General features: G+C 62.8%; 14 protein-coding genes. 10 read left to right on the forward strand and 4 right to left on the reverse strand.

What is annotated here, in order from left to right:
* Positions 1–61 precede the first annotated feature (61 nt).
* Positions 62–1,531, reverse strand: coding sequence for a histidine--tRNA ligase (gene hisS, locus NDI72_RS18530; RefSeq protein ID WP_113154327.1), 1,470 nt, complete (start codon positions 1,529–1,531; stop codon positions 62–64).
* Between the two features lie 90 nt (positions 1,532–1,621).
* Positions 1,622–3,553, reverse strand: a complete 1,932-nt coding sequence (locus NDI72_RS18535) for a TadE/TadG family type IV pilus assembly protein (RefSeq protein ID WP_283801341.1) — start codon at positions 3,551–3,553, stop codon at positions 1,622–1,624.
* 237 nt (positions 3,554–3,790) lie between these two features.
* On the opposite strand from NDI72_RS18535, the gene NDI72_RS18540 reads away from it, so the two are divergent.
* The 4 genes from NDI72_RS18540 to NDI72_RS18555 all read left to right on the forward strand — a co-directional run bounded on the left by NDI72_RS18540 (position 3,791) and on the right by NDI72_RS18555 (position 9,733).
* Positions 3,791–4,651 (forward strand): TIGR01459 family HAD-type hydrolase, encoded by an 861-nt coding sequence (locus NDI72_RS18540; protein WP_113154329.1) that lies wholly within the window; start codon positions 3,791–3,793, stop codon positions 4,649–4,651.
* 12 nt (positions 4,652–4,663) lie between these two features.
* Positions 4,664–5,662: a bifunctional riboflavin kinase/FAD synthetase gene (locus NDI72_RS18545; protein ID WP_283801342.1), complete on the forward strand. Its 999-nt coding sequence runs from the start codon at positions 4,664–4,666 to the stop codon at positions 5,660–5,662.
* Between the two features lie 227 nt (positions 5,663–5,889).
* The gene (gene ileS / locus NDI72_RS18550) at positions 5,890–8,847 is read left to right on the forward strand and encodes an isoleucine--tRNA ligase (protein ID WP_283801343.1); all 2,958 of its coding nucleotides are present in this window, start codon (positions 5,890–5,892) and stop codon (positions 8,845–8,847) included.
* 211 nt (positions 8,848–9,058) lie between these two features.
* Positions 9,059–9,733: a hypothetical protein gene (locus NDI72_RS18555; protein ID WP_206544724.1), complete on the forward strand. Its 675-nt coding sequence runs from the start codon at positions 9,059–9,061 to the stop codon at positions 9,731–9,733.
* Positions 9,734–9,806: 73 nt separating this feature from the next.
* On the opposite strand, the gene NDI72_RS18560 is transcribed toward NDI72_RS18555, so the two are convergent.
* Positions 9,807–10,235 carry a nucleoside deaminase gene (locus NDI72_RS18560; RefSeq protein ID WP_113156193.1) on the reverse strand — a complete coding sequence of 143 codons (429 nt, stop codon included), beginning with the start codon at positions 10,233–10,235 and terminating at the stop codon, positions 9,807–9,809.
* 199 nt (positions 10,236–10,434) lie between these two features.
* Here NDI72_RS18560 and NDI72_RS18565 point away from each other — a divergent pair, with 199 nt between their 5' ends.
* The 5 genes from NDI72_RS18565 (at position 10,435) to NDI72_RS18585 (ending at position 16,800) form a co-directional block, all read left to right on the forward strand.
* Positions 10,435–12,540 carry a pseudouridine synthase gene (locus tag NDI72_RS18565; RefSeq protein ID WP_283801345.1) on the forward strand — a complete coding sequence of 702 codons (2,106 nt, stop codon included), beginning with the start codon at positions 10,435–10,437 and terminating at the stop codon, positions 12,538–12,540.
* A gap of 3 nt (positions 12,541–12,543) precedes the next feature.
* The gene (rsmD, locus tag NDI72_RS18570) at positions 12,544–13,098 is read left to right on the forward strand and encodes a 16S rRNA (guanine(966)-N(2))-methyltransferase RsmD (RefSeq protein ID WP_283801347.1); all 555 of its coding nucleotides are present in this window, start codon (positions 12,544–12,546) and stop codon (positions 13,096–13,098) included.
* A gap of 88 nt (positions 13,099–13,186) precedes the next feature.
* Positions 13,187–14,560, forward strand: a complete 1,374-nt coding sequence (locus NDI72_RS18575; protein ID WP_283801348.1) for a M16 family metallopeptidase — start codon at positions 13,187–13,189, stop codon at positions 14,558–14,560.
* Positions 14,557–15,906 carry a M16 family metallopeptidase gene (locus NDI72_RS18580; RefSeq protein WP_113154333.1) on the forward strand — a complete coding sequence of 450 codons (1,350 nt, stop codon included), beginning with the start codon at positions 14,557–14,559 and terminating at the stop codon, positions 15,904–15,906. The genes NDI72_RS18575 and NDI72_RS18580 overlap by 4 nt, the downstream gene beginning before the upstream one ends.
* Positions 15,907–15,909: 3 nt before the next feature.
* Positions 15,910–16,800, forward strand: coding sequence for a patatin-like phospholipase family protein (locus NDI72_RS18585; RefSeq protein ID WP_283801349.1), 891 nt, complete (start codon positions 15,910–15,912; stop codon positions 16,798–16,800).
* 672 nt (positions 16,801–17,472) lie between these two features.
* Here the strand turns inward: NDI72_RS18585 and NDI72_RS18590 are convergent.
* On the reverse strand, positions 17,473–19,275 hold the full coding sequence (locus tag NDI72_RS18590) for a monovalent cation:proton antiporter-2 (CPA2) family protein (RefSeq protein WP_283801351.1): 1,803 nt from the start codon (positions 19,273–19,275) through the stop codon (positions 17,473–17,475).
* 115 nt (positions 19,276–19,390) lie between these two features.
* On the opposite strand from NDI72_RS18590, the gene NDI72_RS18595 reads away from it, so the two are divergent.
* Positions 19,391–20,737, forward strand: a complete 1,347-nt coding sequence (locus NDI72_RS18595) for a TldD/PmbA family protein (RefSeq protein ID WP_283801353.1) — start codon at positions 19,391–19,393, stop codon at positions 20,735–20,737.
* Positions 20,738–20,739: the final 2 nt, after the last annotated feature.

Below are 20,739 nucleotides of genomic sequence, written 5' to 3' on the forward strand. Positions count from 1 at the left end.
GGGAGAGGGTAAGGGTGAGGGGCGAGCGCTGCGCTGCTGAAACTTGCGATGGCGGCTGTCATCACGCCGCCTCGCCGGCCTGTGCGGCGAGCATCTTGCGCACCGCATCCACCAGCTCGTCTTCGCTGACGGTCAGCTGTGCCACGCGCGCCTCGCGCCATTCTTCATTGCTTTCGATCTCGGCGGACAGCCGCTTGCCCTCAAGCAGGTCCTTGATCTGGATCTCGCCATTGGCGCGCTCGTCCGCCCCCTGAATGATGGCGACCGGGCTGCCGCGCCGGTCGGCATATTTCAGCTGGTTGCCGAACTTCTTCCAGTTGCCCTGATACATCTCGGCGCGAATGCCGGCAGCGCGCAGCTTCTGCGTGAACTGCTGGTATTTCGCCATGGCCTCCGTGTCGCCGTCCATGACGGTGACGAGCACGGGCGGCAGCACGGGGTCCTGACCGAGCTTGCCGAGGTTCTTCAGCGCGGTCATCAGGCGCGATACGCCGATGGAGAAACCCGTTGCCGGAACCGGCTGGCCACGGAAGCGCGACACGAGCCCGTCATAACGCCCGCCGCCGCCAACGGAGCCGAAGCGCACGATATCGCCCTTCTCATTGGGGATTTCGGCGGTCAGCTCGGCCTCGAAAACGGGACCGGTGTAATATTCGAGGCCACGCACGACGGAGGGGTCGATGCTGATGCGGCTCTCATCGTAGCCGGCTGCGCGGCACAGGCTCTCGATCTGCGCCAGTTCGGAAGCACCCGACTGGAAGGTCGGGTTCTCGAGACCACCGGCCTTGCCGTCGATGTAGTCGAGAACGATCTGGGCGTTTGCATCATCCAGCCCGGCGCCCTTCGTGAAGTCGCCTTCGCCTTCCTTGCCGCCGTCCCAGCGACCGGGGCCGAGAAGCAGTTTCACGCCTTCCGGTCCGAACTTGTCCAGCTTGTCGATGGCGCGCAGCACGGTCAGCTTCTGGCCGTCTTCGGAAACGCCAATGGCTTCCATCACGCCGTCGAGAACCTTGCGGTTGTTGACGCGGATCACATAGTCGCCGCGCGCAATGCCCAGCGCTTCCATCACATCGGCCATCATCATGCACATCTCGGCATCGGCGGCCACGCCCGGCGCGCCCACCGTGTCGGCGTCGAACTGCATGAACTGGCGGAAACGGCCCGGTCCCGGCTTCTCGTTGCGGAACACATAACCCGCCCGATAGGTGCGGTAGGGAAGCTGGATGTCGTTGAAATTCTCGGCCACGTGACGCGCCAGGGGGGCGGTCAGGTCGTAGCGCAGCGAGAGCCACTGCTCGTCGTCGTCCTGCAGCGAGAACACGCCTTCATTGGGCCGGTCCTGATCCGGCAGGAACTTGCCCAGCGCATCGGTGTATTCGAAGATCGGGGTCTCGATCGGGTCGAAACCATAACGCTCATAGACCTCGCGGATCCGCGCGTTCATCTCTTCGACGGCGCGAATGTCGCTCGCATGGCGGTCGACAAAGCCGCGTGGGAGCCTCGCCCGGGTCTTGTCAGCCTTTTTAGCCATGTCGAAATCCGTCCGTAAAATGAAGAAAACCGCGCCCGGAAGGGGGCGCGGCTGTCCTAACCGATCATGGCCAAAGCGGCAAGGGCGGCGTCAGCCGACAATGCGCAGGTTGGAGAGTTCGTCGCCAATGGCCTTGAAGGCGTCGTCCAGATCGCCGCTGGTGGCGTTCCAGAAAAGCTTAACCGGCTTGCCATTGCCGTCCTTGCGGGTGCGCGACTCGGAGGAGCAGGTTTTGAGTGCGTCGATCTGCTTTTTCTCATTGGCGTCGGTCGCATCAAGGTCCAGTGCAACGGTCATGACCATGATCTTGTCCGACTTCGCATTCTCGCAGATCGCACTCATATGGGAGGTCATGGCTTTGGAGTAGTTGCCGTTGGAATAGTCATAGCTGCTTGCACCGGTTGCTCCATCGAAAAGGCGGCTGTTGCCGGCGCGGTTTCGCACATAGCCATAGTTCGAATAGATCGATCTGGAACCGGCCAGATCATTGCCGCCATAGCGATAATAGGAGCCCGAATAGTCCTGGGCCGACACGCTGCCGGGCGTGTAATAGGTGTTTGCGCCATCGGTCAGCACGATGACCACCTTGTCATTGCCCGTCTCGTTGTCGGGGCGGCCTTCGGAAAAGGGCGCGCGTCCTGAAACGACCCGCCAGCCCCATGCCAGCCCCTCGGTCACATTGGTCGCGCCATTGGCTTCCATCGCGTCGATGGCGGTGTAGATCTTGTTGAGGCCCGTGGTCGAGCCCACATCGGTCAGCGCCGTGATGGGCTTGGTGCTGCAGCTTGCATTCGGCCCTTCGTCCATGCCCATGGCGCGGGTTTCATATGTGTCGTCATAGTATTTCGGCATATAGGCCTGATCATAGGCCGCGCTGGTGGAGCCGCTGGTGAAGTCACCCCACCAGTTGTTGTTTGCCGGGCGACGGTTGCCGTCGGTCTTGTCTGTTTCGTCCGGTGCGAACATGGGCACGAAAAGCGTTTCGGGCCTCGTGCGGTCGGCTGGAGCATCGTTGATGTTGAGCGGATAGGGCCGCATCTCCACGCACCCGCCCCAGCTGGCGAACGAACCATGCGTGCGGGTCGTTTTCTCCACCCAGCCATACCGTCTGCACGAGCCGTCACTGTAGAAGCGGGTGCATTCATAGGCCCAGTCCGTTGATGTGCTGGAAACGCGCTTGATGTCGTCGTAAAGCGTGAAACGGGTGACCTTCTGGCCGGCTTCAGCGCCCCAGTTTTCGCCGCGCTTGTAATAAATGCCGTTGCTCTGTTCGACGCGCTTTTCCGCATCGAACGCAGCCATGGTCGACCAGTCGAAATTCTCGTGGTGGATCGGCGAGCGGCCGTCCGTGTCCATCCATGTGGCGGTCGCATTGTCCGGGCCGACATTGACCGAAGCGGCGAAGGGCACGACGCCGAACTGAACCGGCTTTTGCACCTGCTTCATCTGCGCGCCTTCCTTTGCGATGGTCTTGACCAGTTCCTTGGCGGCGCTTTTCAGGATGGCGAGGCGTTTTTCGGAGGAGCCGGTGCCGGTGTAGCCCATGGAGCCGGAGTTATCGAGCACGAGTGCGACTTCCAGCGTGTTCTTCAGCCGAACCTCGCTCTGGGCCTTGAAGTCGATCTTCGTGTCGCCGCCCGGGTTTTCTCCGCGCAGCTTCTGAAACACGGGATAGAAGATCGGCGCGTATTTGAGCTGCGCCTCCAGCTTCAGCGTCCCGCCGCCAGTGTTCTGGTTCGGCAGGGTGATCAGGAGTGTCGCGTTTTCGGGTTTCACGCCGCCGAGGTTGGCCTCGAAGAAATCCTGCGCATAGGCCTCGGCCTCGGCGTCGGTCGCGCCCTGCGTCAGATATCGGGCCGTGGCGATGCCCGCAGCGTCGAGCGCGTTGAGCGTCATCTGTCGCTGGCGGGAAACCTGGCTGTAGTCGATTGCGAGCGCGGTCACACCCATGATCGGCGCCATCATCAGCGCCGTCATCATGGCGAAATTGCCGCGACGGTCATGCACGAAATTCCTGAGCATTTGTGCCACCCCAAGTTACAGTGCTGGCTAAACATCCACGTAGAGTGCTTAACCGGTCGTAACTGGTGCGATCGCGTTGGTTCTTGTGGTTCCCGGCAGGTTAACCGCACTGTTCGAATGTGTGACAGTTCCGGGGTGCGGTGATAAAACCGGGTGACAGTGAAGCCCGCATCCGATAATTCCGGGCCTGCGCTTTTCTCACCGGACCTCCCAATGCTTGAGACGAATATTTCCCCCATGCCGCAAGCACCTCAGATTATCGACACGCTCGACCGCCTTACCGGCTCTTACGATGCCGTTCTCTGCGACGTCTGGGGCGTGATCCACAACGGCGTTTCCATCTTTCCCGAAGCGTGCGCCGCGTTATCGCGGGCGCGGGCCGCCGGGAAGGCGGTGGTGCTGATCACCAATTCGCCGCGGCCGCATCAGGGCGTTGAAGAGCAGCTTGGCGTGCTCGGCGTTCCCGATGACGCGTGGGACCGGGTGGTGACGTCCGGCGATGTGACGCGCGATCTGATCCGCAGCGCCCCGCGCCGGCTTTTTTACATCGGGCCTGACCGCGATCATGCGATTTTCGACGGGATCGACGTGGAGCTGGTCGAGGATTTCGAGGCGTCCGGCGTCGTTTGCACGGGCCTGTTCGACGACGAGAACGAGACGCCTGAAGATTATGCGCAGATGCTCGAGCGCCTTCGGATGCGCGATCTGCCTTTCATCTGCGCCAATCCCGACATCATTGTCGAGCGTGGCGACCGGCTCATCTGGTGCGCCGGCGCGTTGGCGCGCGATTACGGTCTTCTTGGCGGGCGCACGCTGATTGCGGGCAAGCCGCATCGCCCGATCTACGAGGCTGCGTTCAAGGCGGCGGGCGAGATCATGGGACGTGAGCTTGAACGCGACAAGGCGCTGGCCATCGGCGATGGCGTGCTGACCGACGTGAAGGGCGCGGATCAGTATGGCATCGACGTGCTGTTCGTCACCGACGGCATTCATGCGCGCGAATATGGCAATGGCCAGGGACCGGAGGCCGAGCGCCTCGCCGCGTTCCTGGAAACCCATGGCCACAATCCCGTCGCGGCCATTCCACGGCTCAAATAGCAGGGTTTGCGCGTGGCCGGTCCGATCGAACGCATTGCCGATGTGAAAGGCCTGCCTGCCGCGCTGCGCGGCGGGGTGGTGGCCATCGGCAATTTCGATGGCGTGCATCGCGGGCACCAGTCGGTGCTTGAGCCTGCGCTGGAGATCGCCGCGCGTAAGAACGTGCCGGCGCTGGTGCTCACTTTCGAGCCGCATCCGCGCCAGGTGTTTCGACCGGACGTTCCGCTCTTTCGCCTCACGCCCGCGCCGATGAAGGCGCGGCTTCTGGGCGCGCTGGACTTTGACGCCGTGGTCGAGCAGGCGTTCGACCGTGGCTTCTCCGGCCTGTCGCCGCAGGATTTCGTGAAAACGGTTCTGGTCGACGGGCTCGGCATATCGCATGTGGTGACGGGCTTCGATTTCCATTTTGGCAAGAACCGCAGCGGCACGCCGGCGGTGCTGGCCGGGGCCGGACGGGACAATGGTTTTGGCGTCACGGTAGTCGACGCCTATTCCGACGAGGGCGGGGCGGTCATTTCATCAAGCCGCATCCGTGGCCTTCTGGCCGGGGGCGAGGTGGCGGAGGCTGCCGGGCTTCTGGGCTATCGCTTTACGGTGGAGGCAGAGGTGACCGGCGGGCAGAAGCTTGGCCGCACGCTGGGCTTTCCCACCGCCAATATGGCGCTCGCGCCGGATGCGGAGCTGCGCCACGGCATCTATGCGGTGCGGTTTCGCCGCGCCGATGGCAGCCTGCACAATGGCGTGGCGAGTTTTGGCCGGCGCCCGACGGTGACCGAGGATGGCGCGCCGTTGCTCGAAACCTTCCTGTTCGATTTCGACGGCGATCTTTACGGCGAAACCTGCTCGGTTTCGTTGTTCGGCTTTCTGCGTGGCGAGGTGAAATTCGACGGGCTTGATCCGCTGATCGCGCAGATGAAGCGCGACGAGGCGGAAGCGCGCGCATTGCTTGGCGATGTCAAACCCCATGGGCCGCTCGATCTGGCGCTGGCGTTCGAGGGGCTGGCCGGCTGACGCCAATCGCCTCTTTATTCTTCGGCCCGCCTCGGCTAAAAGCCGTTCCCATGATGACACGCGCCGGTTTCATACCGATTGCCATACGAATTATTGGCCCGGCCTTCCGTGCGGCCTGAGCGTCGCGGAAGGTCCGGGGTTTGTCGCGCGTCAAACGCGCTTTTTCCGTTTTACGATAATGGCTATGGCGAAGCCCTTCGCTGCTTTGCCCATCTCATGGCGAGACAATGACCGAGACGTCCGAAAAGATCGATTATTCCAAAACCCTCAACCTGCCGCAGACCGAGTTTCCGATGCGCGCCGGCCTTCCCAAGAAGGAGCCGCAGCTCGTTGAGCGCTGGCAGGACATGGACCTTTACCGCCTGCTGCGCGAGGATGCCGCCGGGCGTCCGAAATTCGTGCTGCATGACGGCCCGCCCTACGCCAATGGCAACATCCATATCGGTCACGCGCTGAACAAGGTTCTCAAGGACATCATCACGCGCTCCTTCCAGATGCGCGGATATGATTCCAACTATGTGCCCGGCTGGGACTGCCACGGTCTGCCGATCGAATGGAAGATCGAGGAACAGTACCGCGCCAAGGGCAAGAACAAGGACGAGGTTCCGGTCAACGAGTTCCGTCAGGAATGCCGTGACTTCGCCGCCAACTGGATCCAGGTCCAGTCGGATGAGTTCCTCCGGCTGGGCATCGAGGGCGACTTCAAGAAGCCCTACAAGACGATGGATTTCCACGCAGAGTCCCGGATCGCCGGCGAGCTTCTGAAATTCGCCATGTCGGGCCAGCTCTATCGCGGCTCCAAGCCGGTGATGTGGTCGGTGGTCGAGCGCACGGCGCTGGCCGAGGCCGAGGTCGAGTATCACGATCACGAGAGCGACACGATCTGGGTGAAGTTTCCGGTGGTGAATATCGATTCATTGAAACTGAGGTCAGGCATTGACCCAAGAATACTTGAGCGCCTTGAAGGATGTTCAGTGGTTATCTGGACTACGACACCTTGGACGATACCGGGAAATCGGGCAGTAAGTTATTCAAATCGCATCAGTTACAGTGTTTATGTAGTTTCTTCTGCGCAAAATGATTTTGGACCTCAGCCTGGCGAAAAGTTTATCCTTGCCGATGCTTTGGCGGATGATTGTGCGGCTAAAGCTAAGATAGAGCTGAAGCACCTTTTGGCATTGGGCCCGGCGAGCAAGTTGTTGCAATTTGTTACATGCGCGCATCCGCTCAAGGGCGTTGGCGGCGGTTACGAATTCACGGTTCCGCTTCTGCCGGGTGATCACGTCACCGACGATGCGGGTACGGGCTTCGTGCACACCGCGCCCGGCCACGGCCGCGAAGACTTTGACGCCTGGATGGATTGCGCCCGCGACCTGCAGGCGCGCGGCATCGACCCGGCGATCCCCTTCACCGTGGACGACGCCGGCTACTTCACCAAGGATGCGCCGGGCTTTGGTCCCGACCGCGAGGGCGGTCCGGCCCGCGTGATCGACGACAAGGGCAAGAAGGGCGACGCCAACAAGGCGGTCATCGAAGCGCTGATCGGCAAAAACATGCTGTTCGCGCGCGGGCGGCTAAAACACTCCTATCCGCATTCCTGGCGCTCCAAGAAGCCGGTCATCTTCCGCAACACGCCGCAGTGGTTTGTCTATATGGACAAGGATCTGGGCGATGCATCGACGCTGCGTTCGCGCGCGCTGAAGGCCATTGACGAGACCCGTTTCGTGCCTTCTGCCGGTCAGGCGCGCCTGCGCGCCATGATCGCCGACCGTCCCGACTGGGTCCTGTCGCGCCAGCGCGCCTGGGGCGTGCCGATCTGCGTGTTTGCCGATGAAGACGGCAATGTGCTGAAGGACGAGGCCGTCAACCAGCGCATTCTCGACGCTTTCGAGGCCGAGGGCGCGGATGCATGGTTTGCCGAAGGCGCGCGCGAGCGCTTCCTCGGCGAGCGCGCCGGCGAGCCCTGGAAGCAGGTGATGGACATTCTGGATGTGTGGTTCGATTCCGGTTCCACGCACACCTTTACGCTGGAAGACCGTCCGGACCTGAAATGGCCCGCCGATGTCTATCTGGAAGGGTCCGACCAGCATCGCGGCTGGTTCCACTCTTCGCTTCTGGAGAGCTGCGCGACGCGGGGCAGGGCGCCTTACGACACGGTCATCACCCATGGCTTCACCATGGCCGAGGACGGCCGCAAGATGTCGAAGTCGCTGGGCAACACCGTGGTGCCGCAGGACATCATGAACCAGTCGGGCGCAGACATTCTGCGTCTGTGGGTCGCCACGACCGATTACTGGGAAGACCAGCGCCTCGGCAAATCGGTCATCCAGACCAATGTCGACGCCTATCGCAAGCTCAGGAACACGACCCGCTGGATGCTGGGCACGCTCGCCCACGACACGGGCGAGGATGTGCCTTTCGCCGAGATGCCGGAGCTGGAGCGCCTGATGCTCCACCGTCTCGCCGAGCTCGACCAGGTGGTGCGCAAGGGCTACGACAATTTCGACTTCAAGCGGATCATCCGCTCATTGCTCGACTTCATGGTCGTGGAACTGTCGGCGTTCTACTTCGACGTTCGCAAGGACGCGCTTTACTGCGATGCGCCGTCGAGCGTGCGCCGCAAGGCGTCGCTTCAGGTGGTCCGCACGCTGTTCGACTGCCTCGTCACCTGGCTTGCGCCGATGCTGCCCTTCACCATGGAAGAGGCATGGCTTGAGCGTCATCCCGATGCGCGCTCCGTTCATCTGGAGCAGTTCCCGGCGATTTCGCAGGAGTGGCGCGACGATGCGCTGGCCGAGAAATGGCGCAAGATCCGCCAGGTGCGTCGTGTCGTGACTGGCGCGCTCGAGATCGAACGCAAGGAAAAGACCATCGGCTCCTCGCTGGAGGCCGCTCCGGTCGTCTATGTGAACGATGAGGGCCTGCAGCAGGCCATCGCCGATCGCGACATGGCCGATATCTGCATCACCAGCGGCATCGACGTGCGGCACGAAGCGCCGCCGGCCGATGCGTTCACGCTTGAAGATGTGCCGGGTGTCGGTGTTGTCTTCGCGCGGGCCGGTGGAGAGAAATGCGCGCGCTCCTGGCGCTACACGGACGATGTGGGCTCCGATCCCGCATTCCCGGAAGTGTCGGCGCGCGATGCGGCTGCGCTGCATGAACTGCAGGCGCTTGGCCGCCTCTAAGCGGGCAGGCGTTCGCGGATACGGGGGAAGCTTCGGCGCTGCCGATTGCTTCCCGCGGTCGCCTTCGCTACAAATGCCGCCGGGTAGGGACGCCACGTTGTCGCCGGATTCATGCGCGACACGCGGAAACTGAATACCCCGACGGTCTGGAACAATGGACGACAAGCAGATTGCCAAGCCCGAGCGGCGGCACTCTGGGAGAGAGGTGGCAGTGAAGAGAACGGAAACCACAACGTCACGGCCTTCCGTGCGCGCGGTTGCGGCTTCGGGCGCGCTGTGCCTTTCGGCTGTCCTTTTGTCCGGCTGCATGGGGTCTCCGACCTATGGCACCGACAAAACGGCCGACCAGCAGCTTATCGAGGATGTGACGGGTGTTCTCTCTCTTGGTCCGCGTGACAGGGAGAAGATCGAATACAAGCCGCGCGCCGGCATCGTGATGCCGTCCTCCACCGAGGTTCTGCCGCCGCCGCAGGAAAACGTGGCTTCGACATCGAACCCGGCATGGCCCGAATCGCCGGAAGAGCGGCTTGCCCGCATCCGCGCCGAAGCCACCGAGAACCAGGACAACCGCTTCTACAAGTCGCCCGTCGAGCGCGACATTGGCGTGAACGCGCGCAGCGATGACGGCTTCATCAATCCCGAAGTCGCCAAGAAACAGCGCGAGGAATATTTCAAGCGCCGCGCCGCATCCGTCTCCGCACAGGGCACGCCGACGCAGCGCCGCTATCTGAGCGAGCCGCCGACAACCTATCGCCAGCCGGCAGACACCGCGCCGACAGGCGTGCTGGGTGACGATGAGGCCAAGAAGGCCCGTGAAGCCAAGAAGGCCGCACAGAAGGGCGGCGGCGGATTCGACCTGGGCCGTCTCTGGCCCTGGGGCGGCTGATCATCGCCGAATGATCATCAATTGAGACACAGCGGGCCATGGCCCGCTGTTTTCGTCAGCAGGCTGGTTTCGTTCAACGCTGCTTCTTGAAGAAGCTCTTGAGCATTTCGGCCGCGTCGGCTTCACCGATGCCGGGATAGACATCCGGCGCGTGGTGGCAGGTGGGAAGCGTGTAGAAGCGCGCACCGCTGGTCACGGCACCGCCTTTCTCGTCGCTTGCGCCAAAATAGAGGCGGCGGATGCGGGCGAACGAGATTGCGCCGGCGCACATGGCGCAGGGTTCCAGCGTCACGTAAAGATCAGCGCCGGTCAGGCGCTCGGAACCGAGTTTTTCGCAGGCCTCGCGAATGGCGACGATTTCTGCATGGGCGGTGGGATCGTTGCATTCGCGGGTGCGGTTGCCGGCGCGGGCGATGATCGCACCGTCATGGACAATCACTGCGCCGACCGGCACTTCGCCGCGTTCGGCGGCAAGCCGCGCCTCTTCGAGGGCGGCGTCCATGAAGCCGGTGTAGTTCGCTTTCGTCGGTCTGCTCAATCTTTTTGCTCGCAAGTGGCACTGCGACTTGATACCTAGCCGCCTCTATAGCATCGGGTTTGAAATCGGAATCGATTTTCGCGCCGTGCGATCTCTGATTTAATTTACTGGAGCGTTTCCGCCGCATAGTGCGTATTGCGGAGACCCAGGGCAAAAGGCCATCATGACGAACGACCGATCCAAAGACACGAACCGGCCCCAAGATACAAACCGGGAAGACAAACCGCAAAAGTCTGCTCACCGGAAGGACGCGGCCCCGCAGGACGCTGACAGGGCCGGCACCGAGCGCATCGCCAAGCGGCTGGCGCGCGCGGGCGTTGCCTCGCGCCGCGACGCCGAGGCGATCATCGAGGCCGGTCGTGTTTCGGTGAACGGAAAGGTGCTGACGACGCCCGCATTCAATGTCGGGGATTCCGATCGCATCCTGCTGGATGGCGAGCCGCTGCCGGCAGTCGAGCGCACGCGTCTCTTCCTGTTCCACAAGCCGGGCGGTGTCGTTACGACCAACCGCGACCCCGAGGGCCGCAAGACCATTTTCGACACGCTGCCCGAAGGGCTCCCGCGCCTGATCACGGTCGGCCGTCTGGACATCAACACCGAGGGCCTTCTGGTTCTGACCAATGATGGTGGTCTGGCCCGCGCGCTGGAACTGCCCGAAACGGGCTGGCTGCGCCGCTACCGCGTGCGTGTGCATGGCAAGGTCGATGCGACGGCGCTTGAAGGCCTCAAGGACGGCATTGCCGTTGATGGGGTGTTCTACGGCGCGATCGAGGCGTCGCTCGACCGCGAGCAGGGCAGCAATGCCTGGCTGACGCTGGGCCTGCGCGAAGGCAAGAACCGTGAGGTCAAGAACGTGCTTGGCGCGCTGGGTCTCGAGGTCACGCGCCTGATCCGCATTTCCTACGGCCCCTTCCAGCTTGGTGCGCTGGCCGAAGGCGAGGTGCAGGAAGTGAAGGGCCGTACCCTGCGCGAGCAGCTTGGCGAGCGTCTGGTCGAGAAGGCCGGTGCGAATTTCGATGCGCCCATCACGACCCCGTTCTCCAACAAGCCGGTGCGCGCAGGATACAAGCAGCGCGAGGCCGAGGCCGAGGAGAAGCAGGCCGGTCGTGAACGCGATGGCGGCAAGATCTTCATCAAGAACCGCAAGCGCGACCGCGAAGACAAGCGCGAAGCCGCCCGTGACCGTCTGCAGACGCGTCCGGCGCGTCGCGAGGAAGAGCGTGGACCGCGCCAGAACCGTGGCAGCCACGTCTGGATGGCGCCCGGCGCACGGCCGCTGAGCAAGAAGAAACAGGCCGAGGCGGAAGCCGCCGGCGATCAGCCGATGAAGCGCGGCCCGAAGCCGGGCGGCGCAGAGCGCGGCGGCAAGCCTTTCCGCCCGCGCGGCGACAAGCCTTACGGTCAGGGCCGTCCGGATCGTGACGAACGTTCGGGTGGCGGTGACAGGCCGCGTTTTGCCCGTGGCGGCAAACCGTCGGGCGAGGGACGGGGCGACCGGGAGGACAGGCCTTTCCGTCCGCGCGGCGACAAGCCTTACGGTCAGGGGCGTCCGGATCGTGACGAGCGTTCGGGTGGCAGCGACAAGCCGCGTTTTGCCCGTGGCGGCAAACCGTCGGGCGAGGGACGTGGCGACCGGGAGGACAGGCCTTTCCGTCCGCGCGGCGACAAGCCTTACGGTCAGGGGCGTCCGGATCGTGACGAGCGTTCGGGTGGCAGCGACAAGCCGCGTTTTGCCCGTGGCGGCAAACCGTCGGGCGAGGGACGTGGCGACCGGGAGGACAGGCCTTTCCGGCCGCGCGGCGACAAGCCTTACGGTCAGGGGCGTCCGGATCGTGACGAGCGTTCGGGTGGCAGCGACAAGCCGCGTTTTGCCCGTGGCGGCAAACCGTCGGGCGAGGGACGCGGCGACCGCGAGGACAGGCCTTTCCGCCCGCGTGGCGACAAGCCTTTCGGCAAGGGCCGTCCGGATCGTGACGAGCGCTCCGGCGGCAATGACAGGCCGCGCTTCTCGCGGGACGGAAAACCGTCCGGTGAAGGACGCGGGGACCGTCAGGACAGGCCTTTCCGCTCGCGCGATGACCGTCCAGCATCGGGTGACAAGCCGCGTTTCGCAAAGGGCGGCAAGCCCGGTGGGAAAAGCTTTGGAAAACCGGGCGGCAAGCCGGGAGCGGGAAAATCCTTTGGCAAACCCGGAGCAGGCAAGCCGGGTGGCGCGCCGCGTCCCGGCAAGGGGCGTCCTGCGGGCAAGAAGCCGGGCCGGGACAGCTAGGCCATGCGGATTGTGGGTGGAGAGTTTCGCGGCCGCAATCTGGTGACGCCCGCTTCGGACGCCATTCGGCCGACGACGGACCGCACACGGCAGGCGCTGTTCAACATTCTTGAGCACCGTTATGCGGACCGCATCGAGGATGCGCGTGTTCTCGACCTCTTCGCCGGCACGGGCGCGCTCGGGCTGGAAGCGCTTTCGCGGGGGGCGTCATTTGCCCTTTTCGTGGAAGAAGCGGCGGCGGCCCGCGCCCTGATCCGCACAAATGTCGAGAATCTTGGCCTTCAGGGCCGCAGCAAGATCTTTCGCCGTGATGCAACGCGTCTCGGCGAGGTGGGAACCATGCTGCCATTCGACCTGGTTCTGGCCGATCCGCCCTATGGCAAAGGCTATGGCGAACAGGCGCTTGCAGCGGCCCGTTCAGGCGGTTGGCTGAAGCCCGAAGCGCTTGTAATGGTCGAGGAAGCAGCCGGTTCTCCCTTCCAGCCACCGGAGGGATTCCGCCTTATCGAGCGGCGTGAATATGGCACCTCCTGTGCGAGCTTTGTCGAGCTCGCCTGAGTTTCGTCACTTTTGCACCGATAGCTTTGCCCTGTTATGAGCTCGTGCCATTGTGCGCGGGCACACCAGAAACAAACAGGGCTTGTCCATGAAAAATCCCATCGCGGGTGTCGCGCGTCATGCGGCATTCGCAGTTATCGTTGCAGTTGCAGCGCCGTCCATAGCCATCGCGCAGGAAGCCAAGGACGACACTGCCGTTTCCAGTTTCACCTTAGAGAACGGCCTCGAAGTTGTCGTGATCCCGGATCACCGGGCACCTGTCGCCACCCATATGCTGTGGTACAAGGTTGGCAGCGCCGATGAGGACCCGGGAAAATCGGGCATCGCCCATTTCTTCGAACATCTGATGTTCAAGGGCACGAGCACCTATCCTTCGGGCGAGTTCTCCGACGCCATCGCTGCGGTCGGCGGCAATGAGAACGCCTTCACATCCTACGATTTCACGGCCTATTACCAGCAGGTCGCCCCCTCCGAACTGCCGGAAATGATGCAGTTTGAGGCGGATCGCATGCGCAATCTGGTGCTTTCGGAAGAAAACATCGAGACCGAGCGCAAGGTGGTTCTCGAAGAACGCCACCAGCGCGTCGACAATGTGCCGTCCTCCATCCTGTCGGAAGAGCTGAACGCCACGCTTTACCAGAACCATCCTTATGGAATTCCGGTGATCGGCTGGCAGCAGGAAATCGAGGGTCTGACCCATGACGACCTGAAGAGCTTCTACGACCGCTTCTACACGCCCAACAACGCCGTTCTGGTGGTCGCCGGCGATGTAGACCCGGAGAACGTGCGCGAGATGGCCGAGGAAACCTACGGCAAGATCGCGCGCGGGCCGGACCTTGCGCCGCGTGCGCGCCCCATGGAACCGGTGCAGAAGACCGCACGCGAAGTGTCGCTGCGCGATCCGCGCGTGAGCGTGCCGAACCTTTCGATCAACTGGTTCGTTCCCTCCTACCGGACCGCCGAGAAGGGCGAGTTCGAGGCCGTGGCCATTCTCTCGGAAATCCTGGGCGAGGGGCTGCGCAGCCGCCTCTATCAGGAACTCGTGGTCAAGCAGGGTGTCGCGGCAAGCGCCGGCAGCTATCTGCAGGGCTCGGCCTATGACTATTCCGCACTCGTTCTCTACGGTCAGCCGCGTGGCGACGCCGATCTGGCGACCGTCGAGAAGGCGATCATCGGGCAGATCGAGAAGATCAAGAACGAGGGTGTTACCCAGGAAGAACTCGACACGGCGCGCACCAAGATCCAGCGCGACCAGATCTTCCTGCGCGACAGCCAGGTGCGCAGCGCAAACCTGTTCGGCGCGGTGCTGACCACCGGCGGAACGGTCGAGGACGTTACGAGCCTGCCCGAGCGGCTTGATGCCGTGACGGTGGAAGACGTGAAGGCTGCGGCCGAGCGCTATCTGGACCTTGACCGTGCGGTCAAAGGCTATCTCCTTCCCGAAGGGGAAGAGCGTTCATGAGCCAGACATTGAATTTCATACCGGGTGCTTTCATGCGCAGTTTTTTCAAGGCCGGAACGCTGCTGGCCCTTATTCTCGTTGCCGGGCCTGTTCAGGCAGCGGTGAAAATCCAGGAGGTTTCCTCCGAAAAGGGCGTTGAGGCGTGGCTGGTCGAGGACCATTCGCTGCCGATCATCACCATGCAGTTCTCGTTCGACAGCGGTGCTGCGCAGGATCCGGACGGCAAGGCCGGTCTGGCGAACCTGATGACGGGCCTGTTCGATGAAGGTGCGGGCGATCTCGATTCCGACGCCTTCCAGACGAAGATGGAAGAACTCGGCGCGGAAATGTCGTTCAATGCGAGCTCCGACGCCATCTCCGGCCAGGTGCGGATGCTTTCGGAAAACAGCGATGAGGTGCTTGATCTCGTGCGTCTGGCGGTGACCAGCCCGCGTTTCGACATCGACCCGGTGGAGCGCATCCGCAGCCAGATCGCGGTCGGCATTCGCGCCGACGAGCGCAATCCGAGCAAGCAGGGCGGGGAAGCGCTGGCCAAGGCGCTTTATGGCGATCACCCTTATGCGCGTTCGACGGAAGGCACGCTGGAAACACTTGCCAGCATCACGCCGGAAGATCTGAAGGCGTTCCACAAACGCGTCTTTGGCCGCTCCAACCTCACCATCGGCGTTGTCGGTGACATTGACGCCGAGCGTCTGGCCGCCGTGCTCGACACGGTGTTCGGCGCGCTGCCGGAAGAGGCGGAGCTGCAGGTCGTGGAAGACATCGAGCCGAAGCTCGGTCAGGAAGTCCGTGTCGACTATCCCCTGCCGCAGACCACGCTGCGTCTCGTCTATCCCGGCATCGAGCGGGACGATCCGGAGTTCTTCTCCGCCTATCTGATGAACCAGATCCTCGGCGGCGGCGTGTTCTCTTCGCGTCTGTTCCAGGAAGTGCGCGAGAAGCGCGGTCTTGCCTATGGCGCATCGTCCTATCTGATGAGCCGCGACCACGCCCAGTCTCTGGCGATCCAGACGGCCACCAGCTCCGAGAAGGCGGATGAAACGCTTGCGGTGATGGAAGAGGTGATCGCGGGTCTGCGCGATGAAGGGCCGACGCAGGAAGAGCTCGACACAGCCAAGACCTATGTGATCGGTTCCTATGCGATCAACAATCTGGATTCCTCCACGGCGATTGCCCGCACGCTTGTCGGCCTGCAGGAGGATGATCTGGGTGTTGATTATATCGAGCGCCGTGCCGATCTTATCAACGCGGTAACACTGGATGACGTAAAGGAGGCGGCAACACGCCTCCTGACGCAGAAGCCAGCGCTTCTCGTGGTTGGACCGGCGAAGCAAGGCGGAGAGTAAGCGATGGAAACGGTGGTGACGAAAGGCAAGACAGGCGGCGAGGGAAGCGGCAGCGGGCCGACTTTCGCGCTGGCGCTCGGTGGTGGTGGCGCACGCGGCCTGTCGCATCTTCATGTTATCGAAACGCTCGATGAACTGGGGATCAAGCCGACCGTCATCGCCGGTTCCTCCATCGGAGCGCTGATGGGCGCGGGCTTTGCCGCCGGCATGCGCGGCACGGACATCCATGCCCATGCGCGCGCGATCCTGAGTAGCCGCACCGAGGTTGCCAGCCGCCTGTGGAAGGCGCGTCCTGGCAATTTCGCCGAGATGATGGAAGGCGGGTTCCGCGTCGGTCAGTTCAATGCCGAACGCATCATCCGCGCCTTCCTGCCGCCTGAGGTGCCGGAGACCTTCGAGGAACTGGAAATCCCGCTCAAGGTTACCGCGACGGACTATTTTGGCCATTCTCTGGTCGTTCTGGATCAAGGTCCGCTGGTGGAGGCGCTGGCCGCTTCCGCCGCCATTCCCGCCGTCTTCCGCCCGATCGAGCGCAACAAGCGCACCCTGATCGATGGCGGCATCTACAATCCGGTTCCGTTCGACCTGATCGATGGCGAGGCCGATATTCTGATCGCCGTGGATGTGGTGGGCTCTCCGTCCGATACGGGCGGCAAGCCGCCGACCTCCATCGAGCTCATGTTCGGTGCGAGCCAGCTGATGATGATGTCGATCATCGCGATGAAGCTGGAACACGGGCGGCCCGACATTCTCATCCGCCCGCCGGTTTCGCGGTTCCGGGTGCTTGATTTCATGAAGGTCGAGGCCATTCTCGGTGAAACAGAGCGCATCCGGGATGAATTGAAGCGGGCGGTTGAGGCCGCCGTTGCGAATTTCGAGAAAGCGCGGGCATAGCCAGACCGCTGGCCGTCTTTGGCTGGGTGATTACGCGGTTGTGATGATCCGGCATGGATCCTCGGGTCGAGCCCGAGGATGACGATGGGGGATGGTGGCCAATCCAGAGGGGATGGCATCCAGTCCGGTTCGGATACGGTTGCGTACAAGCGTCAAAACACACTCGTCATCCTCGGGCTCGACCCGAGGATCCATGCCCGAGCATCCGGACAGCTCCGGCAATGCTCCTTGGCATGATGCGAGAAAATGGCGCCCGCTCTTAGCATGATGATCCGGCGTGAAGGCAGACAGGGCCTCATCGGAGCCCTGTTTTCTTATGCAGACTGTTCGCCGTCGGTGGTGCGCTGTTTGAGGCGCACCGTGCCGCTGGCCGTCTTTGGCTGGGTGATTACGCGGTTGTGACGATCCGGCATGGATCCTCGGGTCAAGCCCGAGGATGACGACGGGGGACGGTGTCCAATCCAGGGGGGATGGCATCCAGTCCGGTTCGGATACGGTTGCGTACAAGCGTTAAAACACACTCGTCATCCTCGGGCTTGACCCGAGGATCCATGCCTGAGCCTCCGGACAGCTCCAGCAACGCTCCTTGGCATGATGCGAGAAAATGGTTCTCACTTTTCGCATGATGATCCGGCGTGAAGGCAGACAGGGCCGCATCGAGGCCCTGTTTTCTTATGCAGACTGTTCGCCGTCGTGATCGAGGCGCTGGCTCTCCCGCTTGGGTTTCACAAGCGGTTCCGGCGTGACCGGGCGCACCCGCATCTTGTCGTTGCCGGCATAAATGCCCTTGACTGCCTGGATCGCCAGGCGTTCTTCATCGCGCCGGCGCACATCCTCGACGATTTCACTGGCGATCTCTTCGCTCGTGCCGAGCGCCTGCAGCGTCTTGCCGCCGAAGATCAGCGCCGATTCCACCGTTTCGCGTAACTCGTACTCGACATCGCGCTCGCGCAGCGAGAGCGTGTGGGCACGGTCATAGGAGCGCACGAAGAGCCGCACATGCGGGAACTCCGCGCGGATCAGGTTGACGATGTGGTCGGTGGACGCCGCGCCATTGGTGCAGACGGCAACGATTTTTGCGTGGCGGATGCCGGAGGCTTCCAGCACTTCCTTGCGCCGTCCGTCGCCGAAATAGATGCGGAAGCCGAACCGCGCCGCCGCACGCACGCGGTCTGCTGAATGATCGATGATGGTTACGTCCGTGCCGCCCGAAAGAAGCACCTGCGAGACCATCTGCCCGAAACGGGAGAAGCCGATCATCATGACGCCAGCGCCTGCGCCTTCGAAATCCTCGTCCATCTCCTCGTCGGGTTCATTGCGCACCAGCATTTCGCCGATCCGCACCGAAAGCGGCGTCAGCGCCATGGACACGGTGACAATCGCGATGAGCAGCGAGGCCATGGCCTGGGGAAAGATGAAGGCGGAGGCAGCGGCCGTGAAAAGCACGAAGCCGAACTCGCCGCCCTGCGGCAGAAGGGCTGCCACGCGCAACGCATCATTGTGCTGGCAGTTGAAGGCCCGGCTGATCGCATAGAGTACAACAGCCTTGACCAGCATCAGAATGGGCACTGCGATCAGGATCGTCAGCCAGTTGTCGATGACCATGCCGAGGTCGAGCGAGAGCCCGATGGCCATGAAAAAAAGGCCGAGCAGAATGCCGCGGAACGGCTCGATATTGGCTTCCAGCTCATGCCGGAAGGAGGATTCAGCCAGAAGCACGCCGGCGATGAAAGCGCCGAGCGCCATGGAAAGGCCGGCAACCTCCATCAGGGCGGCGGCACCAAGAACCACGAGCAGAGCGGCCGCAATCATCACTTCCTTCGCGCCGGTGTTGGCGATTACGCGGAAGAGCGGGTTGAGCAGGTAGCGACCGGCCAGAACCAGCCCGAGAACGCTTGCGAGCGCGATCCCAAACCGTTCGAGGCTGATGGCGTCCGCGCCTTCGGCGCCCGGCGAAAGCAGCGGGATCAGCGCCAGAAGCGGGGCAATGGCGAGATCCTGAAACAGCAGGATGGAGAAGGCCGTCTGGCCATAGCGGCTGTTCAGCGACCCTTGAGATTCCAGTGTCTGAACGGAAAAGGCCGTGGAGGAGAGCGCCAGACCGAAGCCGATGACAAAGGCCGCGCCATAGGAAAGGTCGGTCAGGAGCATTGCGATCATCGCCAGCGCCACACCGGTGACTGACACCTGGATCAGGCCCATGCCGAAAATGCTTCGCCGCATCGCCCACAATCGCGCGGGCTTCAGCTCAAGCCCGATGATGAAGAGCAGGAAGACGACGCCGAGCTCCGCCACATGCAGAAGCTCCTTTCCATCCGAGATCAGGAGCAGGACCGGGCCGATTGCAATGCCGGCTGCCAGATAGCCGAGGATCGTGCCCAGACCGATGCGCGCGAACAAAGGCGCTGCAATCACGGCTCCACCCAGAAGAAGAAGGGGTTCGTAGTAGAGCGGTGCGGCGGCTTCGACGGCCATGGATACTCCGGATTCTGTTTGGAAATTCAGCTTACCATTGCACATATGGCCCGCGAACCATAAATGAAACAAATAGATATTCCCCTTTCGCCACGTTTTTCCATTCGGGATCGCAATGACAGACAAGAACGAAAAGCAGCAGCTGGCCGACCGGGTCGCTGCCCTTGTGGAGGCCGCCACGAAAGCCGGTGCGGATGCATCGGATGCGGTGGTCATGCGCGCCCGTTCCAAGAGCGTTTCGGTGCGCCTGGGCAAGGTGGAAGGCACAGAGGCTTCCGAAAGCGATGACATGTCGCTGCGGGTTTTCGTTGGTAAGCGCGTGGCGAGTGTTTCTGCCCCCGCCAATGCCGATCCGGTTCCGCTTGCCGAACGCGCGGTGGCGATGGCCAAGGCCTCGCCGGAAGACCCGTATCAGAGCCTTGCGGAGCCCGGCCGACTGGCGCAGAACATCGCGGATCTGGACCTGTTCGATGCGACCGAGGTTTCTGCCGACCGCCTGAAGGAAGACGCGCTTGCCGCCGAGGCGGCCGCACTCGACATTGCCGGGGTTACCAATTCTTCCGGCAGCGGTGCGAGCGCCGGCGCTGGGGGCATGGTGCTTGCCACGTCCGACGGTTTCATCGGTCAGTATGAGGCGACGCGCTTTGCCCGCTCCGTCAGCGTTCTGGCGGGCCAGGGCACGGGCATGGAGCGCGACTATGATTACTCGTCGCGGCTTCACTTTCTGGATCTTGATGCGCCGGAGAAGATCGGCCGCAGCGCCGGTGAGCGGGCGGTCAAACGCCTCAACGCCCGCAAGGTCGATACGGGCCGCTTCCCGGTCGTTTTCGATCCGCGCGTGGCGCGCGGCATTGCCGGCCATCTGGCGTCGGCCATCAATGGTGCGTCGGTTGCGCGCAAGTCGAGCTTTCTGCGCGACATGATGGGCAAGACGGTTGCTGCTGCCGGCATCACCATTACCGACGATCCGCTGCGCCGGCGCGGGCCTTCGTCGCGCCCCTTCGATGGCGAAGGCGTTGCCGGCGAAAAGCTGGTCATGGTGGAAGATGGCGTGTTGCGGCACTGGTTCCTTTCCACGGCGGTGGCGCGTCAGCTCGGGCTGACTGACACCAATGGGCGCGGCGTTCGCAGTGCCTCATCCGTCAACCCGTCCTCGACCAATCTGGCGCTGGAGCCGGGCGAGGAGACGCCGGAGGCGCTCATTGCGGGCATCAAGGCAGGGTTCTACGTGACGGAAGTGTTCGGCCAGGGCGTCAATCTCGTGACCGGTGAATACAGCCGGGGCGCTGCCGGGTTCTGGATCGAGAATGGCGAAATCACCTATCCGGTGTCGGAGGTCACGATTGCCTCCAATCTGAAGGACATGTTCCTGAACATGATCCCGGCCAATGACATTGACCGCAATTTCGGCACGGCCGCGCCGACGCTGCTTCTGGAAGGCATGACGCTTGCCGGAAAATAACA

Origin of the sequence: Nitratireductor sp. GZWM139 (assembly GCF_030068685.1) — a bacterium.
Taxonomy (GTDB): Bacteria; Pseudomonadota; Alphaproteobacteria; order Rhizobiales; family Rhizobiaceae; genus Nitratireductor; species Nitratireductor aquimarinus.